Origin of the sequence: Tychonema sp. LEGE 06208 (assembly GCF_015207505.1) — a bacterium.
Classification (GTDB): domain Bacteria; phylum Cyanobacteriota; class Cyanobacteriia; order Cyanobacteriales; family Microcoleaceae; genus Microcoleus.
The window spans coordinates 1-25,845 of record NZ_JADEWT010000092.1 but is presented as its reverse complement, the minus strand read 5'-3'; the positions used below and the strand labels follow the sequence as shown (position 1 = coordinate 25,845).

The window sequence follows — 25,845 nt, the reverse complement described above, 5'->3', positions numbered from 1 at the left end:
GTTTTCGGGGGAGGTGGGGGCTTGGGTGGTTCAGGAGGCGATGCTGACGCGACGGGCGATCGCATCTGAGTTGGCCGTACCTGCTGAAACCATCGCCCTGACTGAAGATGTCACCGTCGGCTGCAATATTGCGCTGTGGGGCATTGACTGGAAAGCAGGCGACCATTTGCTGCTTTCTGATTGCGAACACCCCGGCATTGTAGCTAGTGTAATGGAACTTCAGCGCCGTTTCAACATTGAGGTTTCGTTTTGTCCGCTGGCGGCAACTTTGAATGAAGGATCTCCAGTGCAGGTAATTGCTGATAGTTTGCAGCCAAATACTCGGTTGTTGGTTATCAGTCACATTTTGTGGAATACTGGTCAAGTTTTGCCTCTGACTGAGATTGTAAAAGTATGTCATCAAACAAAAGTGAAAGTGTTAGTTGATGCGGCTCAATCGGTGGGGGTTTTACCTTTAAATTTGATTGAATCTGGGGTTGATTTTTATGCTTTTACTGGTCATAAATGGTGGTGTGGCCCGGAGGGTTTGGGCGGGCTTTATGTGAGTGCGGCGGCTTTGGCAGATTTGCATCCGGTGTTTATCGGTTGGCGGGGAATTGTGACGGATGCTAATGCTAAAGTTCTTGGGTGGAAGGCTGGATCGCAGCGCTACGAGATTGCGACTTCGGCTTATCCTTTGTATGCGGGTTTGCGAAGTGCGATCGCCCTTCAGCATGAATGGGGAACTGTGGAGGAAAGGTATGCAGAAATTTGCCGTTTGAGCAAGTATCTCTGGGAATGTTTGTCGGAACTTCCCGATGTGGAATGTTTGCGAACATCTGCACCGGAAGCTGGTTTAGTTTCGTTTAGATTGATGAATAAGATGCCGCACAAGCAGTTGGTTGGTTTGTTGGAAAAGCAGGGAATTATGGTGAGAACAATTCTGAATCCTGATTGCGTGCGGGCTTGCGTTCACTATTTTACCACTGAGGCGGAGATCGATCGGTTGGTTGGGGCGATCGCCATAGCGAAGTTTTCATTTGAGTAAAACTTTAGCATTAGCAGTTATTCATTTTCAGCCAGCCACAGCTCGATTTCTTCTCGGTTGCGATCGTAATAGTTCGCAACCGCTTGCAAATCTTGAAGGGTGATTCCTGGATAATTATAAAGAAGTTCGGCTTCAGTTGCGCCCTGTTGTTGGTAGGCGATAATCGTCCCGACGGGAATGCGAGTATCGCGAATTCCCGCTGCACCGCCACAAATTCCTGGAGTTTTGTGAATGGGATGTTGAAGGGTTTGGACGAATTGCAGCGTTTGTGCTAGCAAGTCATCAGGCAGTGTTTCAATGGTTTGGAGAAGTTGTTCTTTGAGGGTCATAATCGATATCCAGATGCAGTAGCGGTTTAGACAGCGACTTTTTCCGGTACAGCCCAGAGAATAAATCGATGGAGGGAAATGCCTTGGAGTGCCACCAATTTTTCAGCTTCTTTTTGTAGCTGAACGGGTAAGTTTAAGGTGTGGGATGTCATTAATACAACTTCCGTTTTCTAAGATAATTGCAGATTTGCCAGTAGTTGAGTTTAAGATTTTCTCAATTTTTCAAATCTTGGAAAAACTTTAGTTTGTATTTTAGCGCAATATCTCTGCGGGATGTGGCGTGATTTCTAAGAATTGACACCTGCTGATAAAAAAGCCGATCGCCCTTTCAGCCAAAAACACCAAAGGACCATCGCCCTTTTCGCCCAAATTTCGACCTACGCACCCCAACAAAAGAAACCGGGTTTTTCACTAAATCTGCCATTTCCATGCAGTATCTTCGCAAAAAACCCGGTTTCTGAGCTCTCAGGCCCAAGTCCTATTAGTGACTGTGCCCGTGTCCGCCATGAGAATGCCCGCGATCACCATGAGAATGCCCGTGATCCCCATGAGAATGCCCGTGCCCTTCATGAGAATGCGCGTGCTCGCGGTGCGCCGAAGCCAAACTCGGATTAACAGCAACCGCAGTTTCACTCAACAACGCTTCAATCTGCGGATTTGCCCACTCAGCCGCCATTTTCAGAAACTCTGGATGGTCATTTACGCAAGGCAATTTGCGGTAAGTTACTCCCTTACGCTGTTTCTGCAAAGACTCAATAACATGGTCAACATCTAACAAAGTTTCGTGATTTTCCGTCGCAAATCCGATCGGCATAAACACGATCGCAGTTGCACCCAAATCGATCAAATTCTTCGCAGCCAACGTCGCATCCGGCTGAGTCCACTCAATCAGCGGCGTGTCATGGTTCAGCCAACCCACCGAAATCAAAGGATAGCGATACATCAAACGTTCCCGCACGCGATCGTACAAAGCCTGACTTTCCACAATACCCGAAGTAAAACCCTTCGCCTTGTGCGGACAACCGTGATTCATCAGCACAATCCCAATCTGAGAAGGCAAATGCGCCACAGCCAAATCGTTCTTAATTTCCTCTTCCACCATATCAGCCATTAGCTGAATGTAAGCCGGTTCATCGTAAAAAGAAGGAATGTAGCGCTGTCCTTTTACCCAATGTTCGCCGCCGTCAGTGGTTTTGACTAAAGCATTATTCACCTGTTCCACTGCAATGCCGCTAGTGAAAATAGAATCAACTACCAACAGCGGATAAATCAGGATTTTATCAAATCCTTCCGATTTAATTTCGGCAATTACTTGTTCCGGCAAAAACGGCGCGCAAAAGTTAAAAGCTTTGAAAACTTTTACTTTATCGCCCCATTTTTCCTGCAAATTCTTTTCAATTCCGGCGCGCTGCTGTTCAAAAATAGCATTGTGCGGCGAAACAAATTGACCGTGTTGGTGACTCCACTCGTGCAAGTCAAAAATTGCTAAAATCTTCGCCAGCGGCGGATAAATCCAAGTCGGTACCGGCGCGAATTTGGCGGTAAGTAAATTTAAAGCTTGTTCGTTGTAGTTGGCAAAATCGTCGTAGCTTTCGACTTCGCCGTAACCCATCAGCAAGACTGCAACGCGATCGTTACTTGCGGGTGCAGCAGATGTTTTTAACTCAATTTTTTCGGGAGAAGCAACCACTTTGTATTCCTCAATTTGAATTTTTTTAAGAGTCGCAGCAAGGATGAACCAGAATTGCGAAAAAAATCTGGTTTCTCGGCTGCCCGGATATCCCCATTATCCCGTAGTCCGCCAGGGGTTTCGGCTAGCGTTAAGTTTTATGTTTTCTTAAGACTTCCTCACCTTGCCTCCAGTTTCGGTGTTTCGGAGCGTTCCCAGCGTTTATTGTGGGGGGATACTCTTCAAACTTGACTCTGTTATTAGTTTAACATCCTATCCCCCTGGATAGCATATAATTAGTTATGGTGTACAATTAAGTAAAGTTATGTTAAGCTGATAATTAATATTATTGAAGCAAGATGAGACTGGTAATTTGTCCGGGAGTTCACGACCCAAAACTAACCGATCGCTTCCTAGCGGGACTTTCGGAGGTGTGGGAACCAGACAATCCTCGGCAAAATACCCAAACATCTTACCCTGTCAAGATTTTTCCCGCTCATAAACACCCGCCTTTTTCAGCGCTTGACATATTTCACTTTTTATGCAGTCAAGAGTTGACCGGAGAAAGTTTAGTATTTGTGAGCTTTTCGGCAGGAGTAGCCGGGGCGATCGGGGCGGCTTGGATGTGGCAGCAACTAGGCGGCCAAGTCGGGGCATTTTTTGCCCTAGACGGCTGGGGAGTACCCCTAGGGGGCAATTTTCCCATCCACAGGCTCAGCCACGATCGCTTCACGCACTGGAGTTCAGCCATTCTCGGCAGCGGTGGAGACAGCTTTTATGCAGATCCGGCGTTAGCGAAGCCCTCGAAGAGGATCGCACATTTAGATTTATGGCAAGATCCCCAAACCGCCAAAGGCTGGCACCTCAGCCAAAACCGAGCCGGTATTGAAACCGCAAAACCCACAACTGCAGCCAATTTTTTAGTCCACCTATTGAAACAGTACGGAGTCCAATCAGTTGTTTAATTTTAATTTAGTATCATCGGCGATCGCACCTATTGTCACTGTTTCTAGTCTAGAAAATCCTCTTTCTTCAGACAGAAAAAACAGCATCAAACAGTGGCTAATATTTTGTGCCTCAGCATTTTTAGTCTCAATTCCCGTCTTCGTGCAAGCACCCTTAGTTCGCTTGTATCCAACCATCAGCTTGCTTTCCACAATTCCCTGGTTCGTCCTCAGTTTAGTGCTAATTTTTCGCCCCAAAACCCAACTTTGGGGAGATTTATTATTAGGATTTGCCGGATGTTGGCTGGCGGGTTCCATCTATTGGGGCTGGTTTAGATGGGAACCTATTTTACATCTACCTATAGAAGCAATTGGGTTGCCTTTTGCTATTTGGTGCTTGAACAAATCTTGGGGAAAAGTGGGCAGCTATTTTTACCTGGGTTCGCTATTTGGTACTGCAATTACTGATTTATATTTTTATTTGACTGGGTTGATGCCTTACTGGCGGAAAGTTATGTACGCGGAACCGGAATTCGCTATGCCGATTTTTCAAAGTGCGATCGGGCAAATTGACACTCCTTGGGGCATAGGTTGCGCTCTACTTTTAATTGCTGTGTTGCTAACCGTAGGTTTGCTGAGTTTGCGCGACGCACAATTGCACTGGCGCGCCTTCAGCGGTGCTGTTTTGAGCACGCTTTTGGTGGATGGTTTGTTTTGGCTGGCTGCTTCTGCTGTTTGAGATTTTTGACCGCTGATTAGGGCGGATTGACGCTGATTTTTTGATAGTTCGTTTGTCTGGTTTGTCTATTAATTTTGACTTGAGATTTTTGGGTATTTTTGACCGCAGATGTGGGTGGATCGATATCGTGTCCGGTCGATTCACTACGAACCGATGTTGACTGTTCGCTCGATCGAAGTCACAGTTTGATCGGGATTGCTTGGATTCCCGATTAAACGCTGATTTTTACAGTCCACCAGCTAATCTAACTGCTTCTAATTTATTGATTTTTTTGACAGTAAATTTTCTTTTAATCTTTTCCTGCTTGCATGATATGAGTTATGCTCGCCTCAGAGGCGATCGCCCGATCGCTCCTAAAGCAATCTTTAAGTGATTTGTAGGACTACTCGCTACCAGGCAAAAAGGTCGGCAGAACGTCTGGATATGCCCTGTCAGGCAGAACGATGAGTTAAAATCTAAAATCTAAAATCTAAAATCTAAAATTAAGCTCATGGCTTTCATTTCAATTGGTGGTGTAGAACATTATTACGAGTGGATAACCGCAGACAACAGCGCCCAACCCAGCGGCAAACCAGTAATGGTATTTCTCCACGGCTGGGCCGGCTCGGCGCGCTACTGGGAAAGCACGGCGCGGGCTATGGCTGATGATTTTGATTGTTTGCTGTACGATATGAGAGGTTTTGGTCGATCGCCCTTGCCGCCATCACCACCTGAGTCTAGCTACGAACTCGAAACCTACGCCCGCGACTTGGCCGAATTATTAGAAGCTTTGAATTTACCCCGCGTCTTTCTCAACGCTCACTCTACAGGCGCATCTATTGCGACTTTATTTCTCAACCTTTATCCCGAAAAAGTAGAAAAAGCAATTCTTACTTGCAGCGGGATTTTTGAATACGACGAGAAAGCCTTTACAACTTTTCATAAATTCGGCGGTTATGTCGTGAAATTTCGGCCGTCTTGGCTGGCTTCTATCCCGTTTGCCGATCGCATCTTTATGGCCCGGTTTTTGCGCCAATCTCTCCCTACAGAGGTCAGTCTGGCGTTTCTCAAGGATTTTTTAATGGCAGACGAAGAAGCTGCTATTGGTACAATGGTGACGGCCGTCAGCAAAAGAGCTGCCGAGGAAATGCCCGAAGAATTCGCACGGTTGAGCGTTCCCACGCTGCTTGTAGCAGGAGAATTCGATCGAATTATTCCCGCCGTCATGGGAGAACAAGCAGCCTCCCTCAGCAAAAAAGTAGAATTTGTTATAATTCCCAATACGGCTCATTTTCCGATGTTGGAGGATGCCGCAACATATTTGCAGCGAATCCGAGACTTTTTGCCTGCAGCGGTTTAGTTGAGTTGTTGTTGGTTTAATGTACGATCGGAAAAGCCAGCTTTTAACGCTGTCTTTATTCCGATCTTAATTTTTAATTCGTAATTTCTTAAAGCGAAAGGTGGTAATATGAGCGACCTCGACCAATACTATAAAGTCCTGGATCTGCTGCCGGGAGCTTCCCGAGAAGAAATTACTCAAGCCTACAAGGATTTAGCGTTCATTTGGCATCCCGATCGCATCCCCAAAGACAATCCCAGATTATTGCAGAAAGCGGAAGAAAAGATTAAGCAAATTAATCAAGCTCGCGAACAATTGCGATCGATTCAGGTAAGAGGTCAGAATCAGAACGCTCAGCACAAAAATACTCAGTACAAACAAGCTCAGCAACAAAATACCCAATACAAACAAACTCAGCAGCAATACACCCAGCAGCAATACACCCAGCAGCAATACACCCAGCAAAAACAAACTCAGCAACAAAATACCCAGCAGCAATACACCCAGCAAAAACAAGCTCAGCAACAAAACACCCAGCGAAAACAAACTCAGCAACAAAACACTCAGCAACAAAACACTCAGTATCAAAACACTCAGTATCAAAACACTCAGTACAGAAATACTCAGCAACAAAACACTCAGTATCAAAACACTCAGTATCAAAACACTCAGCCACAAAACACTCAGCCACAAAACACCCAGCCGTCACCAGCAACGCCAAAAGAACCCCGCTACTCTCCCGAACCCTCTTCAGGAAAATATGGGGGAAATTATGCGGGAAATTATGCTGGAAACTATGCGGGAAATCCTACCGGGCCCTATTCTGATGCTTCCCGCTACCAATCGCCACCGCCGCAGCCATCTCAACCTTACCGCCCTGCTGCGCCGCAAGCTCCCGATTTGAGCGGTTCTAACTTTAAAGGAGCTTCCTTGAAAGAAAAAGATTTTTCAGGGAGAAACTTGAGCAATGCAAACCTGAGCGAAGCTGACTTAAGCGATACTTTTCTGCACAATATCAACCTTACAGGTGCGAATTTGCAAAAAGCTAACTTGTTTAGAGCAAACTTGTTAGGGGCTTGTTTGATCAATGCTAATTTGAGAGAAACTAATTTAATCGGAGCAGATTTGAGCGGTGCAGACTTGAGCGGTGCGGATTTAACGGGTGCTAAAATCGGTTATGGCGATCGGGTAATGGTCAAACTTACGGGAGCTAGATTAACAGGTGCAATATTACCCGACGGTAGTGTTCATAACTGAATGATTGAGTTTTGCAAAAATCTGATTTTAGTAAATTTCCGCTCCAAACTTATATTATGCCCCTGAGAACAACAGCAATAAAATGAGTTCGTAGCGCGGAATACGAGTTTTTTCTTAAGTTGCGGTTCGTAGCGCGGAATGCGAGTTTGTTCTTAAGTTGCGGACTTTAATCCGCAACTAAGCGATATTTACTTATCGCGGTCAATCCACCGGACATCATATAAAACCCCGTTACTGGCTCCATCGAGGTCGATCGAATTTAATACTAATTCTTCCGCCCGCGCAACTTTCGTCCAGCAGCCAGCATCGCGCCTCCCGCCATCAAACCCGCCACAGTCATCGGTTCGGGAACTGGCTGCGCTGGAACCGTCCCCACAGAACCGCCTTTAATAAATACAGCAGAATCTAAATTACCGTCACCCACATCTTTAATGCGGATGCTCAAAACATTCGTCTGATTTTGCTTGAGCAAACCCTCAAAACCTAAAACTTTAGTAAAACCATCCAGCCTAACAATATTAGCAGCAATACCTGTCAAACTTGGGTTGTCAATATAGTCTGGGTGATCTTGAGAGCGATTATACGGATCGGGAACAAGATTATTAATTGTCACTATTTGTCCGTCGCTCAATTTGGCTAAATTAGTGCCGTTTAGCAGCAGTTCAAAATCGTCATTAAATTCAGAGCCGCCAAACTCAGGAAACTCCTCAGAAGCAAATACATATTGAAAAAACAATTTTTCAACCGTGCTATTAGCAAAAAAACTGAGGTTGAGCTGAGTCAAATCTCCCTCTTCGCCCTTTGGCCCAAAGTCCGTGTTTAAATCGCTGCCGTTGGTGATTACGTTATCTTTCTGATTCTTACCCGGTATATCTGTGACTTTACCGGTACTGAGAACAACACCTGATGTCAAACCAAAGGGGTCATTCATAAAAGTACCAAAAGCAGCAGAATTCCCGCTAATTGAAATTGAAAAATCACTCAGTCCGGCTGTATTATTTCCCAATAATTTGTTTTTCAAAGTCTCAGTGTTGTTAGTTGCTCCTACCGAAAATGCCATTGCTGGGGCGGCCAACAAGCTCAGAGCAGCAGTTAAGCTAGCAAGTTTGTTAAGATTTATCATAGTTTTCGTGTGATAATTGTTAAGCTGATTCATTCCGTAACTTCATTTTCACATTATATAAGTATGAATGTCTAGGGACTTTACAAGGAATTTATATCTAAGTATATTTACGGTTTTTATTGTAAATTGTATGGGTATTTTGTGGTGGTGAGTCAGTCAATAAAGCTCAGTGCAAAAATATTGAGTCCGAAATACACGCAGACAAACGAATAATTTCCAGACTTACACACTGGATAGCAATTAAAACGAGTTTTTATACGGTTGGCGATCGCCACAATTACTAATGACAGATCGTGGATGACTAAAACCCTTTTGCTTCTCCTTCCCCGCGCGGATCGGCAGCCCCTTCCAACCAACCATCAGGCGTCAGGACGATCGCATTAGCATTTCCCCAGCCGTCGCGTTCCACAATTTGGTGTCCCCGGCGGCGCAACTCCGATAGCGTCGCAGCATCAAAACCTCCGCGTTCCACCATCAGGCGATCGGGCAGCCACTGGTGGTGAATTCTCGGTGCAGATACAGCCTCGCCGACATTCATGTCGTAAACCAACACATTCAGCACAATTTGCAAAACCGTGGTAATAATCGTGCTACCTCCGGGGGCACCGGCAGCGAGACGAAATTTGCCATTTTCTGTGACAATCATCGGTGTCATGCTGGATAAAGGAGTTTTTCTAGGGGCGATCGAATTTGCTTCACCGCCCACCAAACCAGACAAATTCGGCACTCCTGGCGCAGCGGCAAAATCGTCCATCTCGTTGTTGAGCAAAATTCCCGTACCCGCCGCCACCACCGCAGCCCCAAAACGACCATTCACCGTAAACGTCAAACTCACCACATTCCGATCCGAGTCAACTACCGTCAGGTGAGTAGTTTCCGGCGACTCGCGCACAAAACGGCTCAAAGTTTTAGCATCAACAGCTTTTACCTCCGTCGAGGGTTTGGCTGTTTTCATGTCGATTTGCGATCGGCGAAATTTGCCATAATTCTTGCTAGTCAAAGCTTTAACCGGTACACTCACAAAATCGGGATCGCCCAAATACTCAGCCCGATCGGCATAAGCAATTCGCATCGACTCCGCCAGTAAATGTAGCATATCTGGACTTTTCCTCCCCAACCTTTTGAGATCCGTATCTCCGAGGATATTTAAGATTTGCAATAAATGAACGCCGCCGGAAGAAGGAGGCGACATCGCGCAAATTTGGTAAGCGCGAAAGTTACCGCAAACCGGATTGCGCCAAATCGGCGTATAGTTTTTCAAATCTTCGAGAGTCATGATGCCGCCGTTTTTAGCCATGTCGCTGGCGATCGCCCGCGCAATATCCCCGCGATAAAAACTTTGCGGGTTTTGAGAAATTTTCCGCAAAGTCCGCGCCAAATCCCGCTGCACCAAAAGTTCTCCCGGCTGGTATACAATGCCGCCACGAGTAAAAATATCCCGCGCCGCCCGGTTTTTTTTAATCGCATCCACTCGCCCCCCAACAGCCTTTGTGAAGCGGGAACTTACCGGAAAGCCATTTTCCGCAAGGGCGATCGCCTGCGCCACCACCTGCGCCCAAGGCAACTTCCCGTACTCGCGTTGCACCGTATAAAGTCCAGCCACCGTACCCGGAATACCCGCCGCCAAATGCCCGTCCAGACTTGCCCTAGGGCGCACCTTGCCTTGCTTGTCGAGGTACATATCCCGCCCCGCCCGTTTCGGAGCTCGTTCCCGGAAATCCAGCGCTTGCACAGTCCCCCTTTCGGCCCGCCGCAGCAGCAAAAAACCCCCGCCCCCGATACCCGCCGAAAAAGGTTCCACCACCGAAATCGCCAAAGCCGTAGCAGCCGCCGCATCCACCGCATTGCCACCCTCTTGCAACACCCTCAGCCCCGCAGCACTCGCCAGAGGGTGAGCCGAAACTACCATGCCCTGTTTGCTGCGCTGCTGCAACTTTGGCTGTAGTTGCTGCTGGCAGCCGCCGAACAGCAAAACCGTTAGGAAACAAGTATAAATTCGCACTTTACCGCTTAACTTAAAAAACATTCGCCCCCCCATTTTTCAGTTAATTTTACAGCAGAATTTGAATAACATCATCCTAAAGATATAGATTAAATCTCAATTGACATACAATAATTAATAGCTACAAAGTTACTATTTCAATTAGTCCGATAGTTTAATTACAATACTCCCGACACTTTTTGAGGTGGCGACCAAAACCCACATTCTACCGTTAATATTTCACAGAATGGAGAATATCCCACCCTAATCATACCGATTGTCGTTACCTAAATCTCCTAAAAACCCTCACCGCGATACCGCTCTTAGAATAAATTCCCTGACTGAGAGCGGTATCGCGCGCGTGAGGGTTTCACCAGAAATGGGCAATAACAATAATTCTACCGTTGGCGATTAAAAACTGTCCCGACTATGATGATATCAAAAGTTAATTCAATGAATTTAGTCTCAAAAAATTAACAAGGTTATATAATGGTGGAACTAGAGTCTTGTTAACAGTGCGTACAAAATACGATCGGACAAAAATAGCATGGGAGTATTTCCGACTTTTAAAAAGCATTTTTTTAAGACTTACCAGCGTTAAAACGATAACAACAGTCTGGCTGGAAAGTTAACAGCTAAAACAAAGCCTTGGAAATCGCACTAGATCGCACTTGGTGGCTTTCAAAGCCTGCAATTTGCAGTTTATGTATAAAACTCCTACTTTCTCAGTATTTTCATGGAATCTTCATTCCTAAGTGGCGAAAACCATACTTAAAAAAAAATAACTACCAATCCCTAGCTAATTCAATTCATGAACAACGAAAAAGTCAGTATAATTATTCCTGCATTTAATGCAGCAGACACTCTAACCGAAACAGTTGTTTCCGCAGTCAACGGTACTCACAAGCATTTAGAAATTTTAATTATTGATGACTTCTCTACAGACGCTACAGCCCAAATTGCTGCTAAACTTGCCGAGCAAGATTCCCGAATTCAATACTTCCGAAATTGCGAAAATTTTGGAGTTTCTAAGGCTAGAAATTTAATGATAAATCGAGCAACGGGCAAGTATGTAGCGTTTCTCGACAGCGACGATACCTGGGAAGCAAACAAGCTAGAAGTTTGTTTAAAAATGCTCGAAGACAATCCCGAAGTCAAAGCTGTGGCTCATGCTTTGCGATATTTAGACAAGCACGGCAACAAGTTGGGCTATATTGCCACCTATCCTACAACTAAAGCAGAAATGCAGGCGATTAAGGAGACAGGTGAAAGTCCTTGGGTTTTTCCGTCTTCTGTGGTAGTCGATCGCTCTATTCTACTCCAAGAAGGTGGCTTTGCAGAAGATTGGCAGGTAGGAGAAGATACAGAATTATTTACCAAAATTGCTCAAAAGCACGGCTTGTTAGCAACGAAGACACCTTTAGGAAATTATCGAATTAGAGGGAACTCTCTGACAGACAAACACTGGCTGAAAAAGCGCATAGCTGCTGATTGTGTCAAGGAAAACCAACTGCGACGCTTGCGGGGAGAACAAGAGTTATCGCTCAACGAGTACGAACAGGTATGTTTTAATAATTTGCCACGGTTGAAAAAATTTAACAAATTTCGAGAACTTTTGGCACTGCACTACATGAGAAAGCTGGGACAAAGCTGGTTAAATCGGGAGGTGTTGCAGACTCTAATGTACGGCATTGCTACCACAGTGTTGTCTCCGAAAGGTGCTGTGAACAAATGGAAATGGATAAAGGCTCACGATCCGTTGGGCGATTTAACTGTAGAAGATACCAGTGATTCGGTAGAATTGAACTCCCAGCAATCCTCCCAAATCGGCGGGAAATCCTAGAGGAGATCCTGTCCGGTCAATTGACCGCAATAAGATTGGTTAGCGCCGGCCCAATGCGAGTCCGCTTTGATTCTGCAGACGGTCGTCCGCACTACGAACCTTTTTTTTGTTACGATCGTAGACCGGAGATGATATCAAACCCCTTTTTTAGGCAGAAAGTTAAAAGCAAAGATTTAGAAAAAATTCTATTTTGTACTTTCTGCTTTTCAGAGAACGATCGCCTTTTTAGTTTAAACTTGATGAAATTTATGGACTGGCAAGAAGTTTCCGGCAACTGGGTATTAATTCCTTCTAAACCGATCGCGATCGTGCATTTTCTCGGCGGTGCATTTGTGGCGAGTGCGCCGCAACTAACCTATCGCTGGCTGTTAGAAGCTTTGGGGAATCAAGGATATGTTGTAGTAGCAACGCCGTTTGTCAATACTTTGGATCATATTGCGATCGCCCGCGATGTCCTCAACAAATTTGAAAATGCCCTCGATCGCCTGCGCGCCACTAAATTGCTCAAATCTTCCTATCTCCCCATCTACGGGATAGGGCACAGCATGGGATGCAAACTGCACTTGCTGATCGGTTCTGTATTTGACATAGAAAGGGCAGGCAATATTCTGATTTCTTTCAACAATTATGCAGCCTCCGAAGCCATTCCCATCGTCGAGCAAATTTCCCCCGTCTTTAAAGTAGAGTTTACCCCTTCCCCGCAAGACACCAATCGCCTAGTGCAAGATAGCTATCAAATCCGGCGCAATCTTTTAGTCAAATTTAACGGCGACAACATCGACCAAACCCTGCTGTTGACAAATCTGCTAAAACCGAGATTTCCCGACATGATTACAGTTCAGACTCTAGCCGGCAACCATCAAACACCATTAGGTCAAGATGTTAGCTGGCCTATGGGTCAAATTTTTACTCCCTTCGACGCGATCGGACAATGGGTCAAACAAGAAGTGTATCGGGAATTAAATCAATTAAAACGGACAATTCTGCTGTGGCTTAATCCTTTGTCAAAGGATTTTTAATCTTAAAGTTCCGATTTTAGCTGCGCGAAATTAAATTTATAAATTACCCATAAACTCTATCTGTAGTGCTTAGCTTTCCACGCGATCGCTACCAATAGCGTCAAAAATCCCTTTGCGTAAGTCCTAAAACTGCCGGAGGGATGTTTGAGCTGTGCACTCATAGCGAAAAAGATCCTACTTTTCCGACTTTTCCGACTTTAAAGATCCGACTTTTCCGACTGACATGAGCCTGAGTGGTGAGTCAACATAGCGATAGATGCATCTGAGACTAGGTAAATTACTGCCTAAATTAATCGCAAGTTGTTTGTCCACCTAGAGTTTCAGGCTCCAGAGATGTTAAGTTGTAGTTCTGCATCAATCCCTTGCTCAGGCACTCAAGATATAGATTCAGCTTTTTGGAAATTATGGCAGCAGCATCAAAATTATCTTTACCGTTGCTGTCGCAAGTGGATGGGAAATCCAAGCGATGCCGAAGATGCCCTCAGTCGGGCGATGCTGAAAGCTTGGCAGAAAGCAAGAGATTGTACGGATGATATCAAAAACTTTAAGGCTTGGTTAACCAAACTGACTTATAACCTGTGCGCCGATATCCATCGAGAGCGCAACAGAAGTGCAGTAGGAGTTGAGAGTTTAGACACCATTGCTGTAGAAAGCCAAACCCAATTAATTAGCCAAGAAGAAACACCAGTTCGTGCTGCTATGGAGCGCGAACTCGAATTATTTTTTCGCGCCGCAATAGATGAGTTGCCAGATAGATTGCGCGAGACTTTTATTCTCCATTTTGAATCAGGGCTATCTTATCCAGACATTGCCGAACAGCTTGGTATATCCTACGATAACGTCCGCAAGCGCATTTCCCAGGCGCGGGCAATTTTGCGTCAGCGGTTCAATGAAAATTTCGGGGAAGATGGGACTGACTCTGATTTGTCTAATCCTAAGTCGAGGGTTTCTCCTCAGTCTGCCAAAGGGAAAAAGTCTCAGAATATTACTGAAAAAAAAACTCTTAAAGAGGAGATAGAAGAAAGAGAAATTGTTGCCCGTAGGGAAGTTCAAGAGTCGGTTTTAGTGAATGCTCAATCTGATGGGGACATAGGAGACAAAGAAATTGTTGCTGGTGGGGAAGTTCCACAAGCGGCGGTGTGTGTTGTGCATCTAGGCGCGAAGGATTATTCGCCCCTACGGATCTTGGCTAATACTCTGGGGAATGACAGCGAAAAAGCGATCGCCCCTAACGCCAACAGCCCATTGCTTTCTGAGTCTTGGGAAAGCCAAAAAGCTCTTGCTGTGCAGGCAGCATTAATGGTGCCCGCACGCCAAGCTGTTGTACTACCAGCGAGTGCAATCCGCTGTATTCCCAGTTTCTCAACGCCAGAAAACCCATACTTGCCCGAAATGCGATCGCGCCAGGGTGCCCGAGGCATATCGCGCAGCGTTGCGTCTTCTGTATCGCTTTTTCCACTGTACTGGAGGATGTGGGCAGACAGTGGCGGCGGCTGGCTTTCTTCCATCAGAAAAATAGGCAGGGAGAAAATCGCTTTAAATCAGTTTTTACAGCTTTTGGCTTTCCTCGTCTTGGCAAAGCCAAAAGCGGCGTGCAGGCGGCATTAATGCGGCCGCGATCGCTGCAATTGGCTATAAGCTGTTCGGCATTTAAAGGAGGATAAGGGTGCAGAGGACACGGCAGTGCCGTGTCCCTACCACGATCAATTGTAGGGACACGGCACTGCCGTGTCCTCTATATCTCTATATCATTCCGGTGCAGCCGGAATTGATATTAAGGGGGGGCTAGGGGGATCGAGCTTAACTGAACCGTATTGGGCTATATTCCCGCTTTCTCTATGACAGGCGCTGGGCGCGATATGCCCCTAGGCGAAATTTGGCATGGAAAAATTCGGCATCCTTTGTTTCGTCAATCTAGATTTTCAGGAAGAGATCGACTGCGTAGCAGGAATTTGTCAAATCCTCCCTCAAACCGCATCATCCCCCAAAGGTTAGAGATGCCATCTATCTAAAGACTGAATAATTCACAAATCACCTTCGGGAAACGTCTAACTAATAGAACAAAAAAAACCAACCCTGGAGTTGAAAAATTATGATTCGTCGTATTGCTTTCGTTAGTGGTCTCGTTATTCTCAATGCTTTTGGTTTCGCTACCGTAGCCCGTGCCGGTGAAGGCGGTGTGGCCGGTTCTGCGGCTTTCACCGTTGGCGCGAACTCATTGGTTACAGGTGTGGCTGTATCTGCTGCTGTCGGCAAAGAAAATGCTGCCGCTCATTCTTTCAACTACAGCGGCCTCAATACAAATGGTTTACAGAACTCAGCCTTTGCCATTGGTACTGCGGGTACACTGAGTCTCAACGCTCTTGGCGACCCAGCCGGCTTTAACCTCAACACAGTACAAGACAGCGCTCGCGGTACCGCGCAAGTCAATACCTTCACAGCAGGATACACCATCAACCTAGGTACTACTAGCAACGCTGTTTTGGGTACGACGAAGCCCTAGAACTGTTGAGAGTTGTTAGCTAGCAAGCTGATTTAGCAATTCAATCCGTTTTCTCCCCTCTCAAAGATGATATGAGGATCTCAGCGGCTCTCGCCACAGGAAGTCAGGAAAGATCCTCATTAAGAGAGGTTTTTTTATCCGCAATACCTTCTGATGAATAACAACGACATTCCCCAGATGAAACCCATGCTAAATACTTCAAAAACTATCAATCCAGCCACCACAATTGTTTTTATCGATGCCGGAGTAGAAAACGCCGAGCTACTCATTGAGGGGGTTCTTCCCACTTCTGAAGTCTTTGTCTTAGATAAAACGGCAGATGGCATCGAGCAAATTAGCCAGGTTTTACAACAGCGTCAGAATATTGATGCCGTTCATATTATTTCTCACGGTTCCCCAGGTTGCTTGTATGTGGGCAATAGCCAACTGAGTTTAGATACCCTCCACCACTACGCCCCCCAACTCCAACAGTGGAATGTTACCAACCTCCTCCTCTACGGTTGCAACGTGGCGGCTGGGGATGCTGGGGAAGAATTTATTACCAAGTTACACGCCCTCACTGGGTCAGAAATTGCTGCTTCTAAGACACTGACGGGGAGTGCAGCTAAAGGTGGAAACTGGGAACTAGAAGTCACAACAACCCAGATGCAGCCAGTGCTGGCACTGCAAGCCGAGGCTATGGCGAACTACGACTCTGTTCTTCCTACCGAAGAAACTATAAGCCAGTGGAATGGCAACGACGGAATTTATCCTTTTGGGGAGCCTGAAACACAAACCTATGGCCAAACTTTCACAGCAGCAGAATCATCGCTCCAATCGTTTAAGATTATATTAGACGACTATGATTTTGATCCCGATACAATAGATTTTAAAGCCTATGTAACGGCTTGGGATTCCAACACAAATGCTCCCACGGGTTCAATTTTATATCAGAGTGCGGCTCAATCCACGACTCATGGAGCAGGTTTTCAAACCTTCACTTTTAACTCTAACATCTCATCATTAACACCAGGACAAAAATATGCAGTCTTGATCAGTACAGAGGGGGTAACTGATGGGATTCCAGGAACAGGTGTGCAAGCGGCCATTTATAGTGATGTTTATCCGGGGGGAAATTTTGTTTATCAGAATGCTCCGGCTCTTTTCACCCCTAGGTACACCTCTATTCCTTCTTTGGATGCAGCTTTTGAATTGGTATATAGCCCTCCTGTCACTCCTGTCAACCTCACACCCAATAACGATGTTTTTCAAGGGACTGCAAATGCCGACCAAGTGAATGGTTTAGCGGGTAGCGATATTATCTACGGTAAAGCTGGAAACGATATCATCGATGGTGGCGACGGCGACGATATTGTCTACGGTGGCAATGATAACGATTTGCTGCGCGGTGGTAATGGCAGCGATCGCCTTTACGGTGATGCGGGTAATGACGAACTCCTCGGCGGTGACGGTGATGACATTCTCTATGGGGGTGATGGAAATGATATCCTCAATGGCGGTGCAGGGAGCGATCGGCTTTATGGTAATGCAGGGATCGATACCTTTGTTTTGGCACCAGGAATGGGTCTGGATTCCATCTACAATTTCCAAGATGGCATAGACATAATCCGATTAGATGGAGGTTTGAATTTCGGCGCTTTACAGATTGCCCAAAGTGGCACTTCCACCTTAATTAAAATTGCATCAACCGGAGAAACCCTCGCTTCTTTAATTAACACGAATTCCGCCTTAATTGGGGCGAGTGATTTTAGCGGTAGCGCGATAGACGTTACCTAATTGTCTCAATTATGAAATTATCAGGTGCGTTAACTTCCGTTAGCGTACCTTGGATTTTGATTTTATAATGATGAAACATTCCAAATATTCATTCCAATAAATATTTTTTTATTGCATCTATAGCGAGCCTAAATAAATTGTGTAATTCTTGTAGAGGAAAACCCCCGTGGTTGCCGCGATCCGTGGGGGTTTGCACAGGGCACTACCCCTACATATTTGTACCAATGATATCAATTCCGGTTGCACCGGAATGATATAGAGGACACGGCAGTGCCGTGTCCCTACCGAAAATAATATTGTAGGGACACGGCAGTGCCGTGTCCTAATTTTGGCTAATAATCCCGATGCTACCGGAAGCGATATGATTTATACGCCCTATATATAAAAATATTAAAGCCAGAGATTTAATATTTATTAAATCATCAGGATGTCAGGGTAAAATTACTGTATTAACTGATAGATTTAATCCCTAATTGCCGCGCTTATAATGACAATTAACTTCCTAAAAATTATCGCTAACCCTACTGCGCTCCTCTCAACAGCATACAATTGTAGTATTGTCGGTTTGACTCTCCTGAGCATCGCTTGCTCAACCCCAGCCACAGCACAAACTCGCTCCAATTTACTCGACACATCCAATCAACTCGATTCTGCTGCTGCGAGTGTTTCCGACCTTCCAGAAACCACCCCTTTATCAGAAACACCCAACTCGTCTACTTATCCTACAAACCAGGAGCCCTCATCCCCAAATTTAGCCCCTGAACCTGAACCCGCAAAACCCCAATCAACTAATACTCCTAACGCATTGCCCCAACCTTCTGCGCCATCTACTGACCCCGATTATATTATTCCACCTCCCATCGCTCCAAGTGTTTCCAACCTTCCAGAAGCCAGCCCTTTATCAGAAACACCAAACTGGTCTACTTATGCTACAGACTTGGAACCCTCATCCCCAAATTTAGCCTCTGAACCTGAACCCGCAAAACCTCCATCAACTAATACTCCTAACGGATTGCCCCAGCCTTCTGCGCCATCTACTGACCCCGATTACATTATTCCACCTAGAATCGCTCCAGACGAAAAAATTAGCCCATTCACGACCAATTTACCTCTCAATGACATTCCCATCAGCCATCTAACTGAATGGGAGTTTAGTGGTTTCAAGACTTTTGCTGACACCACAAACAGCGATATTTTTTTAAATGGCACTCTCAAACTTAAAAGTCGAGTAACTGAAAGCTTAAGCCGAACTAATATTTATAGAGTGGATCAAAAAGCCACTTATTTGCAACTGCGGACTGTTCCCCTAGAACGAAAAATTACAACGACAACTACCGCACCCCAAACCATGACGGGGTTAGAAATTCAAATGAGTTTAACGGCGGCTTGTCTTTTTCCCAATACTTCCAGCGACCAACAATGTACTTATACCCCAGGTTTAGCGATCGATCGCAATAGTATAGATCCAGAGTTTTTCGTACCTACCCGCGTCTTTCAAACGTCTCAAGTTGGAGAAGTTGTCAAACCAGAAACTTTGGCTTTTATGCAGCTTCCCGGCTTTCAAGGGGGAACCAGCAGTCAACCGATTGGCGTCGATTTTTATTTTCCCAATTCGGGTGCTTATCCGGGAAACAGCCAATCCCGAAAAACAAAAGTTGATAGAAAGGAAGAAGTTGACTATACGATTGCAGGTACTGTTTCCCGAGTTCGTCAAGTTGTTAAAGCTAACGATCGAGAAGCCGTTTTAGGGCGAACAATTCGAGGATTTACTCTCTTTATTGATGATGAAAATCGCTGGCTAAATACGGCAATTCAAGCGGGGGCGCAATTTTTACCCGATGTCATTCCTGACCTAGAAGGCAGTAAAAATCCCGTTAATACTAATATCAACCGCAACTTATTTTTAGCAGCTAATAATACTCGTTTACCCAGCAGTAGTTTTACGATATATTCCGCCGGACTCGGACGGGCAGAAAGTTTAACGCCTAATGTCACCAGCATAAATCAAGTTCCTAAAGCGAATTATAACAGCCTTTGGCTCGGTCTTTCTCCCGTGATCGATCGCAATATTGAAGATGGTCGAATCTTTTACGCTCCAACAGGGCCACAAATCACCCTTGTGGATGCTGGTGCAGAAGGTGGAGCAGATACCAATGTACAGTCATTGTCTGCGGTTAACCAAAATCAGTATTCTACTGCCAATTTGCAGAATTTTTATGCCCAAGTTTATTTAGGTTTTTTACAGCAAGATGTCAATTTTGTTAGAGAAAGTATCTATCGAGAAAAAAGCTCTTACTATCCTCATCTCAGCTTTACCGGAAACTGGACGGGAGGCGAAGATATCCTGCGATACTATACGGGTGTGATTGCTTCGGAAAAGCCCAAACTCTACCTCGGTGCTGATTACACTAGAAACACGCTAAACAATTGGAGTTTTCGCGGCGGTGCGATTGGTTATCTCAACCCCGATCGCGATTATTACAGCCAAATTTGGGGTAGTGCAGCCAAAACCTTTCGCTTCAGCAGGCGGGCAAATTTAACCTTATCAACCGGCTTCAATTATGCTCTCGATCGAGAAACCAGAATAGGTGATTTAGTTAGTATTTCACCAGCTAGTGAAGTTGTCCTTAGCGCTCGCGTAAATTGGGGAATTGTTTCTCTTGGTTTGACCAACTATTTTGGTAATATCCTACCCAATTCCTACGACGAGCGCTTACTAGCTGAGTTAACCATCCGTCCTCTAAGCACTCTCACTCTGTCTGGTTATATCGCCCCCATCGATAAAAACTCGACTCGCTCTCTCTACGGTGCTAGTGTAAGTTGGCAACTGGAAAATAACTACAACAGTCCTACCCTATCCCTCAATTGGCAAAATAACCAATATGATTATGGTGATGATGTTTTCGGGAATCGTTTATTATTGAATGATAATATTTTTACGATTCTTTTTCGCATTGGTTCTCCAGCTAATCCGCTCTCTCGTTAATGTTACCCAGATTAAAAGCAAACTAATCTGGGTAAGATAAAAAATCAGACTTCTGACTCATCCCAGCCTGTGAAGCGTTTGAGCAAATCGAAGCCAATAGACATTCTCACCGAGATTACCTCCTTTGCCAATTAACGGGCTTCCGACGGCAGTGCGATAATGTTTTAGGACAATAAGTACGGAAGAACCGGAAATACTGATGCTATGGGAATTGCCAGTATCTAGGGAAGCAGTCAAATCAAAATATCGTAAGCTGCGTAGTGGCTTAAGAGTCACCCAGACTTCTAAGGGAAGGGTTGAGGGCTACCCTCAACCCTTATCGGCTAAAAATATCAGTGTTATTTTCGATCGTCGATACAGGGGGTATAATTTTTGACGATCGACAAACAGTTCCGTCCATCAGCCATTCTCTTGTAACTGAGACTGTCTGCGATGTCTTTCATCAACTTTAGGCCCCGCCCCCCCGAAGCTTCACAATCGATTTTTTCCGACATATCTTTAATTTTTTGCTCTAAATCAAACGCAGCGCCCGAATCCCAAATGTCTATCTCTAAAGATTCACTGCACACCGCCACCTGAATCTCCACCGGCAAATCCGGCGGTTTACCCTCGTGGGCGTGACGCACCGCATTTGTAAAACCCTCAGCCAAAGCCAACTGACAGCGTATCCACACACTTGTGGGAATTCGCGGGTCGTATAATTGTGCAAACCACGATAAAACTTTTTCTAAAGCACTCAGACCAGTATTGACTTGAAGATCCGCTTTCTTTAGGACTTGCAACTGTTCGGAACCTTTGAATTCAATCACGCTCTGCCACTGAAATTATAGTTCCATAAAATATAGACAAATATTGTCTTGCCTGTACTTTACGTTTTTGACTGTTTTTCTCAAAAGGCGGGCAACTGCTAGCGCCAACATCGCCCATCGCAGTAATTCACCAGCCCAGTCATTTTCCACGTTGTCAACTCTTTTGCCCTGTAAAATTAGGCAAATTTGAATGGGAGTTCGATCGTACTAGCTTTTGCTGCTAGGAAAATAAATGTCAAATCGAGTAATTAGCTCTTCATTATACCAGAAGTGTCACCGGGATGTCAATTCACGCCCGCCGCCCAAAAAAGTCTATAAAAGTTTATATTTTGAGTATAAACTGGGTAAGTTCGACTTCGCCAAAATTTTGCTCAAATTTAAAGGTAAATTGAACTTGATGGCTGGCAGGCAAAAGCATTTACCTGGAAAGCGATGTTATTAGACTATACTCAATCTCAGACTACCGCGCTGACAGAATATATTTTTAATGACCCCCAGACCTTGAAAGACTTGTAGTACCTGAGTGCCCATGTTTCAAATTCTGGTTATTGACGATGATACTGCTGTTCAAGAACTGCTGAGGAGAACCCTGAAAAAACAGGGTTACGAAGTGACAGTAGCAAGTAATGGCGAAGACGGTGTAGCCCAAGCGCAAAAAATACGTCCGGCGCTGATCATTTGCGATTGGATCATGCCGCGCTTGACCGGCATTGATGTTTGCCTTCGAGTTAAGGCAGATCCGGATCTGTCAACTACACAATTCTTTTTGTTGACTTCTTTGGGTTCGATCGCCGATCGAGTCAAAGGGCTCGACGCAGGTGCCGACGATTTTATCTCCAAGCCGATCGAACTTAACGAGTTACAGGCGAGAGTACGCGCCGGATTGCGGCTGCACCAACTCGGCCGAGACTTGAAAATTGCGATGCAAAACCTGGAAGCCGAGTTAGCCGAGGCAGCCGAGTACGTGCAATCGCTGCTGCCAGATCCGATGACGGAACCTGTCAGCATCGAGGCAAAATTCATTCCCTCCCGGCAGTTGGGGGGAGATTGCTTCGACTACAACTGGCTGGATGCCGATTCTTTGGCGATTTACTTGCTAGACGTAGCCGGTCACGGTTTGCGGGCGGCGCTACCTTCTGTCGCCGTGCTGAATTTGTTGCGATCGCGCGCGCTGCCCAACATTGACTACTACAAACCCAGCGACGTTTTGCGCGCCCTCAACACCACCTTCCAGATGAGCTACCAAAATGACAAGTATTTCACCATCTGGTACGGCGTTTACAACCGCATTTCTCGCCAGCTAGTTTACGCCAGCGCCGGCCATCCCCCGGCAGTGTTGATTTCCCAGTCGCCGACAAGCACGGCTAAAATCCAGCGATTAAAAACCCCCGGAATGCCCGTCGGGATGTTCCCCGATGCCCCCTATGTCGATAATTGTTGCGATGTGGAGGCTTTTAGCACTCTGTACATCTTTAGCGACGGGGTATACGAGATCCACCAACCTGACGGCAATATCTGGGGGCTTGACCCATTCATCGACCTGCTAGCAGCTTACAACGATGCAAGTGCCGACCAGTTAGAGCAAGTTTTGAAATACACTCAAAAGTTGAACGCCAAGGCAGTTTTTGATGATGATTGGTCTTTACTCAAGGTAAACTTTGGCTAGCTGAGTTATGGCAGCACATCTGCAACCAAATAGCAAGAATACAGCAGCCACTGGATTTAGTTAGTTGAGAGAATTTTGCTATTAAAAGCATCGCGGGTGGAAAATATCTCGAAAACTCGATCCATGCTGGTGAGTTCAAATAAGATGCGGATTTGCTCGTTGATAGAACAGACAACTAATTGACTTCCAGCGGCCCGGACTGTTTTGAGCGCCAAGACTAAAGCGCCCAAACCAGAACTATCCATAAATGTCACATCTTGGAAGTCGATCAATACCACATCGGCTCCCGCTTCCACTAGGTCACTAATCTCTTGGCGGAATTGACTTGCCTTGGTGCCGTCTAAAATGCCAGAGGGTTGAATAATTTTAACTACAGGACTCATATTTTGCGGTGGGAATGTCAGAATTTCTAGCCAGACTAGGGTTAGTATAGCTGCGAGATGGACTCCGATCCAAATAACAGAGGGAAAAAGCGCCAGAACCCCGCAGCGCCCCAAGGGTTTTGAGTGCCAGAGATGGCGATCGGACTATCGGCGCACAGGGGGCGAGTTATTTTTGAACTGGAAAATCTTTATTGTACCGAATGCCTTGGGCGATCGCTCAAACCAAGCTAACTTTGGCGCGGTAGAGGAGTTTGTCGCCTTGTTTGTAGCCTGTGTAGCGAACTTTAACTAATTCTCCCGGCTCGGCTTTTCCTTCGATGAGCTGGTGCTGTTGCGGGTTGTAGGGAAGTTCGGCTCCGACTGGGGCGATCGACTCTATTCCCCAATGCTCCAATAACTGCTCGACTGGCCGCAACAACGGCAGCAGTTTCTGGGCCCGCAAGTTGTGATTTTCCTCAGCCTTGCTCGCCGCAGTCGGCCACTGCAACATCCAAGATTCTAAAATTTGCACGCTAGAAAGCTGAAATTCCTGCAGCAAAGATTCTCGCTGCTGTTCGATGGTAGCTTGCAGGCGCTGATATTCTCGCTCTAGGGCACTCGGCGGCGCAGGTTCTAACTCTACAAGCTCGGGGGCAAAGGTTGCGAGCAGTTCATTTAAGGAAATTTCCAAAGCTTGACTGATTTTGAGCAGGATGTCGGCTCGGGTTTTGAAAGCTAAGCCGCGACGCAGGCGGCTTAGCTGAATTTCGGGAACTCCTGCTTTTTGGCTGAGTTCTCGATCGCTCGAAAGCCCCGCTTCTTGCATCAGACGCTGAAGTTGAGGAGCATAATCAGGAATATTAGCTGCCACGAAAAAGTCATCCAAATTGATAAATGGACATATTCTCGATCGTAAACTGTCCCGAGTCTTAAGGACAATACATCTTTGGGGCCTACTGGTAAAAGTGCCGGCCCCACAACGCCAATTAGCTATCTTGCGGCCACTTTTTCGGGTGCGACTGTTGTTCCTGTTGTCGCAGAACCTTGCAAGTGGGCTTCTAGGAACCACAAGCGCTTGTCAATTACTCGGGAAATTTCGGTGTACAAGTCGGAGGTGTCAGCATCGCCGAGTTCCGATGTTTTGTCGATCGCCGCGCGTAGGTGTTTGGCGTAGGGTGCATAGCGATCGGCCAAAGCAGTCACGAATTGTTTGCCCTCTACAATGTCAAAAGGAAATTCTGGCAGGATCGAATCGGCGGCGGCGCTGCGGGCTGTTCCTACAGCCAAACCGCCCAACGCTGTGATTCGTTCGGCAACCATATCAATGTATTCTTCAAGTTCTCCCGCCATTTCATCGAAGAGCAAGTGCAACTGATAGAAGTCCATGCCTTTGACGTTCCAGTGAGCTTGCTTGACTTGAGTTTTTAAGTCCAGAGTCGTAGCCAGCGTCCCGTTGAGCAGCCCGACTACTTGAGTGCGGGTGCCGGCTGACATATCGATCCGCGTCGGGTAAAGATGTTGTTTGTGGTTGTTGGCAGTCATAAATTTGTACCTTGTTTTTAGTGATTGTCGATCGAATATCTGAGAAAGGTTTGGGCGATCGAACGAAAGCCTGTCGTCAATTGCTGTTGAGAGGCTCAGGCCAAGTGCATCTGCAACACGGCACGGGGAGCTCGGCGGACTTTGCAGCGGATGGTTTCTAAACCGAGACGCTGGCAAGCTTCGTACCGGTGGCAGCCGGAAAATCCGTAATACTGACCCTCTACTTCTAGCACATCGATGGGTTCGTTTAAACCTACCTCGCGGATCGATTCCATCAGGGCGGCTACTTTCGTTTGGTCGTTGACTCGCGGCAAGGGGCGGCGAATCTGGTTGAGGGGTATTTCTGCAATCCTCATGGCGCCTGTCTGTTTTACTCTTATTTAAATCATACTCGTAATGACTTCGACTTGGCAAGCAAATGTCAGGGAATATTTAGATTGGGGGAGGTGCGATCGATCGTGCGACTGCAGCAAGAGTTCGATTTATGGTTTTTGATATTTCAATTCGCCTGTTAACAATTTTTGGGCTTGTTTATTTAACCATCCTGTAATAAAAATTCTCAAAAACCATACAATAGCGATCGCGCGGGTGCGTCGCCGTTAAAAATCCCTTAAAAAACTTGAATGTAGGGATTGTCGATGTATCCGTACCATACAAATATTCCCACTCTCTCCTAGCTAGCCACGCCTTGCAAACCTCTTAGACGCTACCCGCAAATTCTGCATCGACATATTAAATAATCAAACATTAAAACACCTCTGGAAATTGGCAAAAATGTAATTTATAATTGGGAAAAAGGTAAGATAATATTATTTAGCTTGAAACCAATACTCCGGACAGTTTTTAAGCAGCCAGAGTACCATAAGACAAGACTGAAGGAAGGTTAAGGTGATTTAAAATCAAATCTGGGTCTAAATCTAACTTATCAATAAAGGTAGAAAGTAGATGCGCG

At 45.8% G+C, this 25,845-nt stretch carries 22 protein-coding genes; 12 read left to right on the top strand and 10 right to left on the bottom strand.

Annotated elements, in window-relative coordinates; genetic code table 11:
• On the top strand, window positions 1-1,027 hold a 1,027-nt coding region (locus IQ263_RS21135; RefSeq protein ID WP_194070000.1), incomplete at its 5' end, for an aminotransferase class V-fold PLP-dependent enzyme.
• Between the two features lie 17 nt (window positions 1,028-1,044).
• Here IQ263_RS21135 and IQ263_RS21130 read toward each other — a convergent pair.
• The 3 genes from IQ263_RS21130 to IQ263_RS21125 form a co-directional block, all read right to left on the bottom strand.
• The gene (locus IQ263_RS21130) at window positions 1,045-1,356 is read right to left on the bottom strand and encodes a DUF433 domain-containing protein (protein WP_194069998.1); all 312 of its coding nucleotides are present in this window, start codon (window positions 1,354-1,356) and stop codon (window positions 1,045-1,047) included.
• Window positions 1,357-1,382: 26 nt separating this feature from the next.
• Window positions 1,383-1,508 carry a hypothetical protein gene (locus IQ263_RS29465; RefSeq protein ID WP_255515912.1) on the bottom strand — a complete coding sequence of 42 codons (126 nt, stop codon included), beginning with the start codon at window positions 1,506-1,508 and terminating at the stop codon, window positions 1,383-1,385.
• Window positions 1,509-1,837: 329 nt separating this feature from the next.
• Window positions 1,838-3,046 carry a ferrochelatase gene (locus IQ263_RS21125; RefSeq protein WP_194069997.1) on the bottom strand — a complete coding sequence of 403 codons (1,209 nt, stop codon included), beginning with the start codon at window positions 3,044-3,046 and terminating at the stop codon, window positions 1,838-1,840.
• Between the two features lie 338 nt (window positions 3,047-3,384).
• Between IQ263_RS21125 and IQ263_RS21120 the strand changes: the two genes are divergently transcribed.
• From IQ263_RS21120 to IQ263_RS21105, 4 genes are all read left to right on the top strand, one after another.
• Window positions 3,385-3,990, top strand: coding sequence for a hypothetical protein (locus IQ263_RS21120; protein WP_194069996.1), 606 nt, complete (start codon window positions 3,385-3,387; stop codon window positions 3,988-3,990).
• Window positions 3,983-4,708 (top strand): DUF3120 domain-containing protein, encoded by a 726-nt coding sequence (locus tag IQ263_RS21115; protein WP_194012672.1) that lies wholly within the window; start codon window positions 3,983-3,985, stop codon window positions 4,706-4,708. The genes IQ263_RS21120 and IQ263_RS21115 overlap by 8 nt, the downstream gene beginning before the upstream one ends.
• Before the next feature lie 490 nt (window positions 4,709-5,198).
• Window positions 5,199-6,047 (top strand): alpha/beta fold hydrolase, encoded by an 849-nt coding sequence (locus IQ263_RS21110; protein WP_194069995.1) that lies wholly within the window; start codon window positions 5,199-5,201, stop codon window positions 6,045-6,047.
• 108 nt (window positions 6,048-6,155) lie between these two features.
• The gene (locus IQ263_RS21105) at window positions 6,156-7,283 is read left to right on the top strand and encodes a pentapeptide repeat-containing protein (protein WP_194069994.1); all 1,128 of its coding nucleotides are present in this window, start codon (window positions 6,156-6,158) and stop codon (window positions 7,281-7,283) included.
• Between the two features lie 265 nt (window positions 7,284-7,548).
• Here the strand turns inward: IQ263_RS21105 and IQ263_RS21100 are convergent, their stop codons facing one another.
• Window positions 7,549-8,406 carry a choice-of-anchor L family PEP-CTERM protein gene (locus IQ263_RS21100; protein WP_194069993.1) on the bottom strand — a complete coding sequence of 286 codons (858 nt, stop codon included), beginning with the start codon at window positions 8,404-8,406 and terminating at the stop codon, window positions 7,549-7,551.
• Between the two features lie 301 nt (window positions 8,407-8,707).
• A complete protein-coding gene (gene ggt, locus IQ263_RS21095; RefSeq protein ID WP_194069992.1) occupies window positions 8,708-10,432 on the bottom strand; it encodes a gamma-glutamyltransferase in 1,725 nt (574 codons plus the stop codon).
• 766 nt (window positions 10,433-11,198) lie between these two features.
• On the opposite strand from ggt, the gene IQ263_RS21090 reads away from it, so the two are divergent.
• From IQ263_RS21090 to IQ263_RS21065, 6 genes are all read left to right on the top strand, one after another.
• Complete coding sequence (locus IQ263_RS21090; protein WP_194069991.1) at window positions 11,199-12,230, top strand: glycosyltransferase family 2 protein; 1,032 nt, start codon at window positions 11,199-11,201, stop codon at window positions 12,228-12,230.
• Between the two features lie 248 nt (window positions 12,231-12,478).
• Window positions 12,479-13,249 carry a DUF1350 family protein gene (locus IQ263_RS21085; protein ID WP_194070001.1) on the top strand — a complete coding sequence of 257 codons (771 nt, stop codon included), beginning with the start codon at window positions 12,479-12,481 and terminating at the stop codon, window positions 13,247-13,249.
• 333 nt (window positions 13,250-13,582) lie between these two features.
• Complete coding sequence (locus tag IQ263_RS21080) at window positions 13,583-14,857, top strand: RNA polymerase sigma factor (RefSeq protein WP_194069989.1); 1,275 nt, start codon at window positions 13,583-13,585, stop codon at window positions 14,855-14,857.
• A 484-nt stretch (window positions 14,858-15,341) separates the two neighbouring features.
• Entirely contained in the window at window positions 15,342-15,752 is a 411-nt protein-coding gene (locus tag IQ263_RS21075) for a hypothetical protein (protein WP_194069987.1), read from the top strand.
• A gap of 153 nt (window positions 15,753-15,905) precedes the next feature.
• Entirely contained in the window at window positions 15,906-17,528 is a 1,623-nt protein-coding gene (locus IQ263_RS21070) for a DUF4347 domain-containing protein (protein WP_194069985.1), read from the top strand.
• A gap of 487 nt (window positions 17,529-18,015) precedes the next feature.
• The gene (locus tag IQ263_RS21065) at window positions 18,016-20,514 is read left to right on the top strand and encodes a hypothetical protein (protein WP_194069983.1); all 2,499 of its coding nucleotides are present in this window, start codon (window positions 18,016-18,018) and stop codon (window positions 20,512-20,514) included.
• Window positions 20,515-20,852: 338 nt separating this feature from the next.
• Here the strand turns inward: IQ263_RS21065 and IQ263_RS21060 are convergent, their stop codons facing one another.
• Entirely contained in the window at window positions 20,853-21,323 is a 471-nt protein-coding gene (locus IQ263_RS21060; RefSeq protein WP_194069981.1) for an ATP-binding protein, read from the bottom strand.
• A gap of 529 nt (window positions 21,324-21,852) precedes the next feature.
• Here IQ263_RS21060 and IQ263_RS21055 point away from each other — a divergent pair.
• On the top strand, window positions 21,853-22,989 hold the full coding sequence (locus IQ263_RS21055) for a PP2C family protein-serine/threonine phosphatase (protein WP_194011011.1): 1,137 nt from the start codon (window positions 21,853-21,855) through the stop codon (window positions 22,987-22,989).
• A 56-nt stretch (window positions 22,990-23,045) separates the two neighbouring features.
• Here the strand turns inward: IQ263_RS21055 and IQ263_RS21050 are convergent, their stop codons facing one another.
• The 4 genes from IQ263_RS21050 to IQ263_RS21035 all read right to left on the bottom strand — a co-directional run bounded on the left by IQ263_RS21050 (window position 23,046) and on the right by IQ263_RS21035 (window position 25,249).
• Window positions 23,046-23,372: an STAS domain-containing protein gene (locus IQ263_RS21050; RefSeq protein WP_194011010.1), complete on the bottom strand. Its 327-nt coding sequence runs from the start codon at window positions 23,370-23,372 to the stop codon at window positions 23,046-23,048.
• Between the two features lie 217 nt (window positions 23,373-23,589).
• Complete coding sequence (locus tag IQ263_RS21045) at window positions 23,590-24,177, bottom strand: helix-turn-helix domain-containing protein (RefSeq protein ID WP_228050239.1); 588 nt, start codon at window positions 24,175-24,177, stop codon at window positions 23,590-23,592.
• 164 nt (window positions 24,178-24,341) lie between these two features.
• On the bottom strand, window positions 24,342-24,893 hold the full coding sequence (gene dps, locus IQ263_RS21040) for a DNA starvation/stationary phase protection protein Dps (protein ID WP_194069977.1): 552 nt from the start codon (window positions 24,891-24,893) through the stop codon (window positions 24,342-24,344).
• A gap of 95 nt (window positions 24,894-24,988) precedes the next feature.
• The gene (locus IQ263_RS21035) at window positions 24,989-25,249 is read right to left on the bottom strand and encodes a ParB N-terminal domain-containing protein (protein ID WP_194069975.1); all 261 of its coding nucleotides are present in this window, start codon (window positions 25,247-25,249) and stop codon (window positions 24,989-24,991) included.
• Between the last annotated feature and the right edge of the window lie 596 nt (window positions 25,250-25,845).

Bases quoted from the DNA above. Each gene is read 5' to 3' on its own strand.
- ggt (WP_194069992.1), bottom strand. From the start codon at position 10,432: ATGTTTTTTAAGTTAAGCGGTAAAGTGCGAATTTATACTTGTTTCCTA.
- IQ263_RS29465 (WP_255515912.1), bottom strand. From the start codon at position 1,508: ATGACATCCCACACCTTAAACTTACCCGTTCAGCTACAAAAAGAAGCT.
- IQ263_RS21070 (WP_194069985.1), top strand. From the start codon at position 15,906: ATGAATAACAACGACATTCCCCAGATGAAACCCATGCTAAATACTTCA.
- IQ263_RS21130 (WP_194069998.1), bottom strand. From the start codon at position 1,356: ATGACCCTCAAAGAACAACTTCTCCAAACCATTGAAACACTGCCTGAT.
- IQ263_RS21120 (WP_194069996.1), top strand. From the start codon at position 3,385: ATGAGACTGGTAATTTGTCCGGGAGTTCACGACCCAAAACTAACCGAT.
- IQ263_RS21045 (WP_228050239.1), bottom strand. From the start codon at position 24,177: ATGCAAGAAGCGGGGCTTTCGAGCGATCGAGAACTCAGCCAAAAAGCA.
- IQ263_RS21105 (WP_194069994.1), top strand. From the start codon at position 6,156: ATGAGCGACCTCGACCAATACTATAAAGTCCTGGATCTGCTGCCGGGA.
- IQ263_RS21110 (WP_194069995.1), top strand. From the start codon at position 5,199: ATGGCTTTCATTTCAATTGGTGGTGTAGAACATTATTACGAGTGGATA.
- IQ263_RS21065 (WP_194069983.1), top strand. From the start codon at position 18,016: ATGACAATTAACTTCCTAAAAATTATCGCTAACCCTACTGCGCTCCTC.
- IQ263_RS21100 (WP_194069993.1), bottom strand. From the start codon at position 8,406: ATGATAAATCTTAACAAACTTGCTAGCTTAACTGCTGCTCTGAGCTTG.
- dps (WP_194069977.1), bottom strand. From the start codon at position 24,893: ATGACTGCCAACAACCACAAACAACATCTTTACCCGACGCGGATCGAT.
- IQ263_RS21080 (WP_194069989.1), top strand. From the start codon at position 13,583: ATGTTAAGTTGTAGTTCTGCATCAATCCCTTGCTCAGGCACTCAAGAT.
- IQ263_RS21050 (WP_194011010.1), bottom strand. From the start codon at position 23,372: ATGAGTCCTGTAGTTAAAATTATTCAACCCTCTGGCATTTTAGACGGC.
- IQ263_RS21085 (WP_194070001.1), top strand. From the start codon at position 12,479: ATGGACTGGCAAGAAGTTTCCGGCAACTGGGTATTAATTCCTTCTAAA.
- IQ263_RS21075 (WP_194069987.1), top strand. From the start codon at position 15,342: ATGATTCGTCGTATTGCTTTCGTTAGTGGTCTCGTTATTCTCAATGCT.
- IQ263_RS21055 (WP_194011011.1), top strand. From the start codon at position 21,853: ATGTTTCAAATTCTGGTTATTGACGATGATACTGCTGTTCAAGAACTG.
- IQ263_RS21035 (WP_194069975.1), bottom strand. From the start codon at position 25,249: ATGAGGATTGCAGAAATACCCCTCAACCAGATTCGCCGCCCCTTGCCG.
- IQ263_RS21090 (WP_194069991.1), top strand. From the start codon at position 11,199: ATGAACAACGAAAAAGTCAGTATAATTATTCCTGCATTTAATGCAGCA.